Consider the following 8475-nt stretch of genomic DNA (forward strand, 5'->3'; position numbering starts at 1 on the left):
GATGATAGACGAACAAACGTGAAATAATGTATGATATTGCAATAATAAGTGGGGACGGAATAGGAAATGAAGTGATGGAAGCTAGCGAATATCTATTGGATAAGCTAGATTTGAATTTTAATTTTAAGTATGGTGAAGCGGGTTTCGACTGTTTCAATAAGAACGGTACGACATTACCTGAAGAAACCATTAAAATAGCGAAATCCAGTGATGCAACACTGTTCGGTGCGTCAACTTCAACACCAGGACAGCCTAGCCCGATAATCAATTTAAGAAAAGAACTTGATGTTTACGCGAATTTAAGGCCTATAAAGTCATATAAAGGAGTTAAATCAATTAAGGAAAATATTGACTTTATAATAGTGCGTGAAAATACCGAAGGACTATACAGCCAGATTGAATATGGCGACAGCGAGAAGGTGATTGCGGAAAGAGTAATCACAAGAAAAGCCAGCGAAAAGATTTCGGAAATGGCATTTAAGTTGGCATCAAGAAGGAAAAAGCAAAACAAGGTCACCTGTGTTCACAAAAGCAATGTACTTAAAAAAACAGACGGCGTTTTCAAAGAATCATTTTATAATGTTGCCAAAAAGTATCCCCAAATCAATACTGAAGACTTTTATGTTGATGCAACTGCAATGTATCTGATTACAAATCCTGAAAATTTTGACGTGATTGTCTCAACAAACCTGTTTGGAGACATACTGTCTGACGAAAGTGCGGGACTGGTTGGAGGATTGGGTCTTGCACCTTCAGGAAACATTGGAGACAAATATGGTCTATTTGAACCTGTTCACGGTTCAGCTCCGGACATTGCGGGTGAAGGAATAGCCAATCCATGTTCCATGATATTATCAACAGCTATGATGCTTGACTACATTGGCGAAAAGGAAATAGCTTCAAAAATTAATAATGCAGTGGAAAGCGTTGTTGCCAAAGGCAAAGTATTGACTCCTGATTTGGGAGGAAAAGCCAAAACGATGGAAATGACTGAAGCAATAGTAAGTGAGGTAATTACATGTTAAATATCACCACATTTTTAGATGCAAACTCAAAAAGATTAGACAAAAACGTATTATACAATCCAAGGACTGGCGAAAAATATACTTCAGGAGAAATTTTATCAATAGTATCTGAAATCGGACGTCAGTTGAAATCAAAATATGTTCATGAAGGAGACAGAGTAATTATCTATTTGAATAACTCATGTGAATACCTCTTTTCACTTTTTGCAATATGGAGAATCGGTGCAATAGCCATTCCAACAAACAGAGTCTTTACCCAATCAGAACTTGATTACATCATTCATGACTCCCAGGCAAAACTGGTAATTACAGATGAAAATGCGAAGGATTCCATAAACATTCCCACTTATATTCCGAGCAACCTGGAAGAATATAAGAATTGTGAAGTTCTTGAAGCATTCAATACCGACTGGGATGATTTATGTCAGCTTCAGTACACTTCAGGAACAACAGGTAAGCCTAAAGGTGCAATGTTAACTCATGGAAATTATTTCACTGCAATCCACAACGAATGTGATGTTCTGACATTAAAACAGGACGATGTGTTTTTAGGAATTTATCCGATGGCGCATGTCGGCCTTTCATGGGCCATAGCTGCACTCAGAGCAGCAGCATATTATATTCTCATTGAAGAATTCAATTTAGAGGAATATTTGGAATTGTGCGAAAAAGAAAAGGTAACTGTATTGACCGGAATGCCGCCAGTGATCCATTCATTAACAACAATGAACAAGACAAAGGAACTGTCAACAGTACGTGAAATCGTAAGCGGAGGAGGGCCACTGCACAGAAAGATTTGGAAAGAGTTCCATGAAACATACCAAATTCCAATCATTAACGCTTACGGATTATCTGAAAGTATCGTTATCGGAACCGGAACAGTCATCAGACCTGAAGATTATCGTGAAGCTGACAGATTTGAAAGTGTAGGCCATCCAGTTTGCTTTTCAGAAGTTAAAATCGTTGACGAAATCAATTCAACGAAGACATTGGACAAATATGAACAGGGTGAAATTGCCCTAAGAGGTCCGGCTATTGCAAAAGGATATTGGAGAAGAGAAAAACAGACTATAGAAACATTCCTTGATGACGGATGGTTTTTAACCGGAGATATTGGTTATCTCGATGAGGACAACCGTTTATTCATTACTGACCGTAAAAAAGACATGATTGTAATGAGCGGATGGAAAATCTACCCAACAGAAGTTGAGGAAGTATTAATAAAATACCCTAAACTTAAGGAAATAGCTATTTTCAGTGTTAATGATGTTCATAGAGGAGAATTACCTGTTGCTGCAGTAGTCTGGGAAGATGAACCGGACCATGAAGGATTAATTAACTATGCACGCGAAAACTTATCCCGTTATAAGGTTCCCCGTGAAATCTATGATTTGGATGAACTTCCAAGAGTCAACGGATGGAAGCTGCTTAGAAGAGAATTGAGAGACATGTTCAAAAAATAGAGATGAACCTTCAAGGTTAGAAATCAATCTAACCTTAAAAGTACGAATTGTTGTATTAACTTAGTGTATATCATTTAAGTGTGCTGAACACTGTTAAACCATGGTTAAAGGCCAAAATATTATCAAAAAATCAAAAGATTCCGGAATAACCAATACAACAATTTTTAATTTTTCGAGTAATAAACCTTCAATTAATTATATGTATTAGTCATTAATAAGTTAGGCAGTTTTTAATCGATAAAAAAAGAGTTGAGTGAGAGTTATTGCTCTCAAACATAAATATTCTATTCACAAATCATTGTACCAATACCATCTGTAGTGAATACTTCAAGCAAAAGAGCATGTTTTTTACGTCCGTCAATGATATGGCATGATTTAACACCATTTTCAATAGCTTTAACACAGGTTTCAATTTTAGGAATCATTCCTCCGGAAATAATACCTTCTTCTATTAAACCAGGAACTTCACTTATTCTGATTTTCTGAATTAATGAATTAGGGTCTGAAGGATCTCTTAAAACGCCAGGAACATCTGTTAAAATAATTAATTTTTCAGCATCAATCGCACTTGCCACTTCACCTGCTGCTGTATCTGCATTTAAGTTAAGGCTTGTTCCGTCCTTTGCAATACCTACTGGAGAAATTACAGGAATATAATCATTTTCAACAAAAAGATCAAGCAAATCAGTGTTGATATCATCGACTTCACCAACCAAACCCAGGTCAACTTCTTCTTCAATTCCTTCAATTTTGCGGGCTCCTTTTTTATGAGCAAAAATTAAACTTGAATCTTTACCTGATAAACTTATTGCCTCACCGTCATGTTTGATTAATTCTGAAACGATTTCTGTACTGATTTTTCCTACAAGAACCATTTCGATAATTTCCATTGTCTCTTCATCGGTGACTCTTAATCCTTGAATGAATTCCGGCTCTTTTCCCAGTTTATCCATTGAACGTGAAATTTCAGGACCTCCTCCGTGTACAATAAGAGGTTTCATTCCAACATATTTGAGTAATACAGTATCACGAGCAGTAGAGGACATTGCTTCATCATCAATCATTGCATGTCCACCATATTTGATTAAAATTTTCTTATTATGAAACTTTTTGATATAAGGCAAAGCTTCAATTAAAACGTCAATATCTTTCATTTTATCACTACATTAAATATTTAACTTGATTGCTTATAAGTATTTACCATTTTTTCACTCCATTTGATTGATAATTTTATATAACATCTGGAATATAACAAGATATATGTCAGAGATGAATAATCTTAAAGCATACCTTAAAAAATTAGGTGCAAGCAAAATGGGTTTTGCCGATGTTGAAGGACTTGCAAGTGAATTTATAGATTTGCCAAATGGAATCAGCATCGTTTTGAAACTTCCAAAACAAGCAATGCACTATTTAAACGAAGAGGATTATGAGTCATACTGGAAGTGTTTTCACGGCCAGATTGCTGAATTGACCGAAATATCACTTAAGGCAGAAGAATATATTAAAAATCTGGGCTATGATGCATTTGCATTGACAATGACCCGCAATGAATGTGATATGGAAAAACTGCTCAGCATATTGCCTTATAAAACTATAGCTACCAAATCAGGACTTGGATGGATTGGGCGCTCCGCATTATTTGTCACACCAGAATACGGCTCAGCAGTGGCTCTTGGAGGAATACTGACTGACATGCCCTTAGAATTTGGTGAACCCATAACCGATTCGCAATGCGATGACTGCACAAATTGCCAGGATGCGTGTCCAGTTAATGCGATAAATCCTCAAAAATGGAATGACCGACTGAACAGGGAAGATATTATCGATATTGAAACATGCAAAGAATATATAATTGACCAATATAGGGCAGGACTTGGCTGCACAAAATGCATGAGTGAGTGTAAGCTCACCCAGGAATATATAAAAAAATAAGTTAGGAGTAAAAACCCCTATAATCCACATTTGAATTTGAATCTGTACTCTTGGTTAACAATTTCCATTCCTTCAAATTTGCCTTTTAAAATATCTGCGACTTTCTGCAAGTCCTCAGCAGTTATTTCACTACCATTTCCGATAGGTGAGAAAAATGTAATCTCATCATCAGTGATAAGGTAGTTTAAAAGTTTAGTATTTTCTTTTTGGTATTTTTCAACGATTGCTAAAATTTCTTCTTCTACAGCTTTGTCAAGGTTTGTCATGATATCACCTTTAATGAATAATTAACCAATAAAGTATTTATAGTTTTTTGTAACCATCCAGAAACCGGTTACAAAAGACCAGACTATTAACGTATAAACGGACAATCTTTCAAAAACAGGCATGTAAATGCTTTTCATATTGAAAAACATTATCCAAAATACGATTAGGCCAATTATACCTAAAATCAAGGTTATCTTTTGATAAGTTTCAAAATTATCCATTGATCTGGAAGTCAGAACAAGGAGAATATTTCCTCCCAGAATTGCCATAACGGCACCTAATGTATGATAACCTGAAGTCAGAGGATTTCCGCCATGAATCAATGCAACAATTATGACACCTATTGATGTTATGAATGTCAATATGTAAAAAATGAGCTTATTTTTAATAATATAATCTTTAAATTTATATAAATTTCCAAATATCAGTGATAAGCCGATTATTATGAAAGCCGAGTTCATAAGCCAGAATAATGGTGAGTTAATATTTGGAATTCCGAGTTCAGATATTGTATGAAAAACATAAGTATTGAGTAGCGAAGCATTGAAAAAAGTTGCAGAAACGGCTTCGGCAATCATATAGTACAGACTGCCAAACAAAAAAATGATTCCGGCAACTTTATCTTTCAAATTAAACACCAAACTTTTTATTGAAGTATTTTTCCCTTACATCAAAGTTTAGCTCTTCGATGTCTGCACCTGAAATAGCCTTATTCAATATTTTATAGGAAGTCTTTTTAGGCACAGTAATATTTGTGACATGACTTTTTGCCCATATTCTGTCAAATCTTTTCTTCAAACTTCCAAAGTCAAATCTTTCAACAACATTTTTAAGATTGATGACATTTGCTTCATTTATTACATCATATGTGGCATAAGTCTGAGCGTCCATTATAATCGGGTTTAATCCCAGGATGAATCTTTGCAAATCATAATCCAGGAATGATTCGTAATCTCCATCATATGCATAGACATGTGCCTTTGCAGATAATGCGTCGATAAACACTAAGAATTGATTGGCCATCAATGCCCTTGAAATAATTTCATCACAGAAATTCAAAGCAGTGGTAACATTGTCTTCAGCTGATGATGCTTGATAAGTTTCATAATCTTCAAATCGGAATGCCACCAGAGCAAACATGTACAGGTCTATCCATTCATTTTCCTTAATGAATTCCTTTGCTTTATCAGTCAATTCATAATCAGCAGATGAACCGTCACTTAAGACAGGTAATACCCTTTCAATCAATTCCTGTTTTTTACCGGATACTTTTAAACCATTTTCCTTTAGAATTTCTTTTAATTGAGCGACTGTATATTGTTTAGATACTGATTCAGGAGTAACTCCCCCATTTCCTCCAAGATAACCGTTTTCGACTAAATAGTTGACGCAATCTTCTCCGGATGGAAAAGTACCGAAATTGCCTTCGGTTAAAATTTCATCAAGTCCATAACCACTATTTAAAAAATTCAAAACATTAAAAACTTCTAATTTTTGTTCACTCACTTAAACACCTTTTTACCTTTAAGTAATATTATTAATGTTTGTTTTTTAGTTAATTTAATACTTTCTTAAAAATTATTCTTTTCTTAGCGACAAGTTGACCTACATATGACAGTATTTACCTGATGATTATAATATTGCTATGAGCGTGTTTTATTGTATAAAGCTAGAATATTGTAGCGATTTAGACTATACTAATTTATAAAGCTTAAAATCTAATATTAGTAATTACCAAAAGAAAAATTTTGAAAAGGTGAAATATAATGAATGAAAAAAAATTTGATGAAACGTCATTGGTACTGATTGAAAACATGTTTGACGAACATAGAAAAATTGTTGGACTGGCAGATGAGAGTATACAGAAAATAGCTGAAAAGCATCAAAGGTCTGCAGACATATTCATCACAGAACATGGTGAACTGATATCATATGAAATCATGACAGATGACATAAATAACAACGAAATTGATAAAATACGAAAATATGGTGAGGATTTATATGAAATAAATGGAAAATACATCAGCATTTATATTTTAGGCTCACCACACATGAAAATAAATGGAATAAAAGAAATTGTAAGCGATGCACCGCTGTTGATTAAGATATCCCAAATGCCACAATCCGACGCATATGACGTTTTAAGGCACATCACGGATTTAGTTAAAAGAAAACAGAAATTGAATGAAGAGGACTTGTTTGCCTTATCAATGATTCCGCAAATGGGACCGAAAGAGGATAAGAGGCATTTAAGAATAGAATGTTTGAAATTATGGAAAGAGATTACTAAAAAAGGGTTGATACAATGAATCAGGACGAACTGAAGTTAATAAGAAAAGCGTTTCATGATGACAGAAGAATAATTGAAAAGGTTCCGGACAATCAGATAATGGTTGATGAAGGCACTTATCCAGGAGGCTCAGTGTATAGAACAGAAGACGGAGAGCTGATAGATCTGGAAATACAGACCAGAGACTATGACATTGAAGACCATGTAAACTATATCGAATTTGCAGAGCATCTATATGAGAAGCACAAAAAGAAAGTAAACGTGTATGTTTATTGTGTTCCATCAGTCAAGGTTAATATTCAGCTGTATAAAATGCCTTCAGAAGCGGATTTCAAAATAAGGATAGCACAATATGCAAATAATTCAATTATCGACAGAATGAAAGGTAAAATCAGAAAATAAGTTTTAAAATAAAATTATGTTGGAATGGAGATGATTAAAAATAACGTCGTGTTCATCCGTAAAGCAAAATAAAGGAAAGATACATGATTATAGAAAACAAAAAATCATTTTCCAACATAATTTTCGTGTTTTTTTACAAGAGTGTTAAATATGTTATAAGTGATACAAAATGTTTCGTGTTTAACAATTAAAAGGTGTAAAAATGAACTAAAAGACTATTTTATGTTATTTTTCCCTCACCCCCATTTTCACGATGATGTTTTAAACACATGATAACCACATCATGTAATAGTATTTTGTGTTTAAATGGTATATAAATCTTTCGCATTGAAAAATATTAATAAATTATATATCAGTTAATAACAAAAATATTAATATGTTTTGTGATAATTGCGGAACTGAGCTGGACGAAAATGCCCAATATTGCAATAAATGCGGCAATAAGGTGAATAACACTCATTTCATTAAAAAAGAAAAGAATATGTATCTTGCATTAATCCTATCATTCATATTTGCAGGACTGGGAATAATCTATGCTGGAAACACCAAAAAAGGATTGATATTCATTGCCTTAAGAATAATTACTGCTGCGATTGGAGTTTTCATATTCATATTCATATTCATAAGCATATTGATATGGGCATATGGATTATATGAAACCTACAATGAAGTCAAAATCGCCAATGGAGTGAGAAATCCAAATATACTCAATGACTTTAAGAATTGGAACAGTTCAAAGAAATGCCTAGCGATAATTGTAGTTTCAATAGTTTTAATTGTTATGGTATCTGGAGTATATACAATGCTTGATGCTTATTATGGATACGATGATTCTCCAACATATTATTCAAGTAGCAGCAGCGGAAGCAGTAGCAGTGGAGGATATTCATCATCTTCCGGCCATTATGGAGGTGTGGACACCTCTCCTTCAACGATTGCCCGCAACGATCCAGGTTCATATTACGACTATTACAACTATGGAGACAATGACGAAATAGACGAATATCTGGAATCGCAGGGATTTGACTGAACACGACAATATAACCGTCACCACCCCAAATTATAATGACATCAAATAATTATATTCTCTTTG

Annotated in this window: 10 protein-coding genes; 6 read left to right on the forward strand and 4 right to left on the reverse strand. The window is 34.2% G+C overall.

Translation table 11 applies throughout. The features are described from left to right. Positions 1-26: 26 nt before the first annotated feature. On the forward strand, positions 27-1025 hold the full coding sequence (aksF, locus tag IJQ68_RS01855; protein WP_292796216.1) for a homoisocitrate dehydrogenase: 999 nt from the start codon (positions 27-29) through the stop codon (positions 1023-1025). Next, complete coding sequence (locus IJQ68_RS01860) at positions 1019-2488, forward strand: class I adenylate-forming enzyme family protein (RefSeq protein WP_292796219.1); 1470 nt, start codon at positions 1019-1021, stop codon at positions 2486-2488. The genes aksF and IJQ68_RS01860 overlap by 7 nt, the downstream gene beginning before the upstream one ends. A gap of 284 nt (positions 2489-2772) precedes the next feature. Here the strand turns inward: IJQ68_RS01860 and argB are convergent, their stop codons facing one another. After that, positions 2773-3642, reverse strand: a complete 870-nt coding sequence (gene argB, locus IJQ68_RS01865; protein WP_292796223.1) for an acetylglutamate kinase — start codon at positions 3640-3642, stop codon at positions 2773-2775. 106 nt (positions 3643-3748) lie between these two features. On the opposite strand from argB, the gene IJQ68_RS01870 reads away from it, so the two are divergent. Then, on the forward strand, positions 3749-4423 hold the full coding sequence (locus IJQ68_RS01870; protein ID WP_292796225.1) for a reductive dehalogenase domain-containing protein: 675 nt from the start codon (positions 3749-3751) through the stop codon (positions 4421-4423). Between the two features lie 17 nt (positions 4424-4440). On the opposite strand, the gene IJQ68_RS01875 is transcribed toward IJQ68_RS01870, so the two are convergent. From IJQ68_RS01875 to IJQ68_RS01885, 3 genes are read right to left on the reverse strand one after another with little or no spacing between them, the layout of a single operon-like run. Then, entirely contained in the window at positions 4441-4689 is a 249-nt protein-coding gene (locus IJQ68_RS01875; protein WP_292796227.1) for a hypothetical protein, read from the reverse strand. A 21-nt stretch (positions 4690-4710) separates the two neighbouring features. Then, positions 4711-5319, reverse strand: a complete 609-nt coding sequence (locus tag IJQ68_RS01880; RefSeq protein ID WP_292796229.1) for a DUF998 domain-containing protein — start codon at positions 5317-5319, stop codon at positions 4711-4713. A 1-nt stretch (position 5320) separates the two neighbouring features. Further along, positions 5321-6196, reverse strand: a complete 876-nt coding sequence (locus tag IJQ68_RS01885) for an SAP domain-containing protein (protein WP_292796231.1) — start codon at positions 6194-6196, stop codon at positions 5321-5323. Between the two features lie 260 nt (positions 6197-6456). Between IJQ68_RS01885 and IJQ68_RS01890 the strand changes: the two genes are divergently transcribed. From IJQ68_RS01890 to IJQ68_RS01900, 3 genes are all read left to right on the forward strand, one after another. After that, positions 6457-6999, forward strand: a complete 543-nt coding sequence (locus IJQ68_RS01890) for a hypothetical protein (RefSeq protein WP_292796233.1) — start codon at positions 6457-6459, stop codon at positions 6997-6999. Further along, positions 6996-7382: a hypothetical protein gene (locus IJQ68_RS01895; protein ID WP_292796236.1), complete on the forward strand. Its 387-nt coding sequence runs from the start codon at positions 6996-6998 to the stop codon at positions 7380-7382. Before IJQ68_RS01890 ends, IJQ68_RS01895 begins: the two co-directional genes overlap by 4 nt. Before the next feature lie 376 nt (positions 7383-7758). After that, on the forward strand, positions 7759-8412 hold the full coding sequence (locus IJQ68_RS01900) for a zinc ribbon domain-containing protein (protein ID WP_292796239.1): 654 nt from the start codon (positions 7759-7761) through the stop codon (positions 8410-8412). Positions 8413-8475 lie beyond the last annotated feature (63 nt).

It is taken from the genome of Methanobrevibacter sp., from assembly GCF_017447225.1.
In the GTDB taxonomy this organism is placed as follows: domain Archaea; phylum Methanobacteriota; class Methanobacteria; order Methanobacteriales; family Methanobacteriaceae; genus Methanocatella.

What these genes read in the sequence shown, in the direction of transcription:
- IJQ68_RS01870 (WP_292796225.1), top strand. Translation starts at nt 3,749, where the DNA reads ATGTCAGAGATGAATAATCTTAAAGCATACCTTAAAAAATTAGGTGCA.
- IJQ68_RS01895 (WP_292796236.1), top strand. Translation starts at nt 6,996, where the DNA reads ATGAATCAGGACGAACTGAAGTTAATAAGAAAAGCGTTTCATGATGAC.
- IJQ68_RS01860 (WP_292796219.1), top strand. Translation starts at nt 1,019, where the DNA reads ATGTTAAATATCACCACATTTTTAGATGCAAACTCAAAAAGATTAGAC.
- IJQ68_RS01890 (WP_292796233.1), top strand. Translation starts at nt 6,457, where the DNA reads ATGAATGAAAAAAAATTTGATGAAACGTCATTGGTACTGATTGAAAAC.
- argB (WP_292796223.1), bottom strand. Translation starts at nt 3,642, where the DNA reads ATGAAAGATATTGACGTTTTAATTGAAGCTTTGCCTTATATCAAAAAG.
- IJQ68_RS01875 (WP_292796227.1), bottom strand. Translation starts at nt 4,689, where the DNA reads ATGACAAACCTTGACAAAGCTGTAGAAGAAGAAATTTTAGCAATCGTT.
- aksF (WP_292796216.1), top strand. Translation starts at nt 27, where the DNA reads ATGTATGATATTGCAATAATAAGTGGGGACGGAATAGGAAATGAAGTG.
- IJQ68_RS01900 (WP_292796239.1), top strand. Translation starts at nt 7,759, where the DNA reads ATGTTTTGTGATAATTGCGGAACTGAGCTGGACGAAAATGCCCAATAT.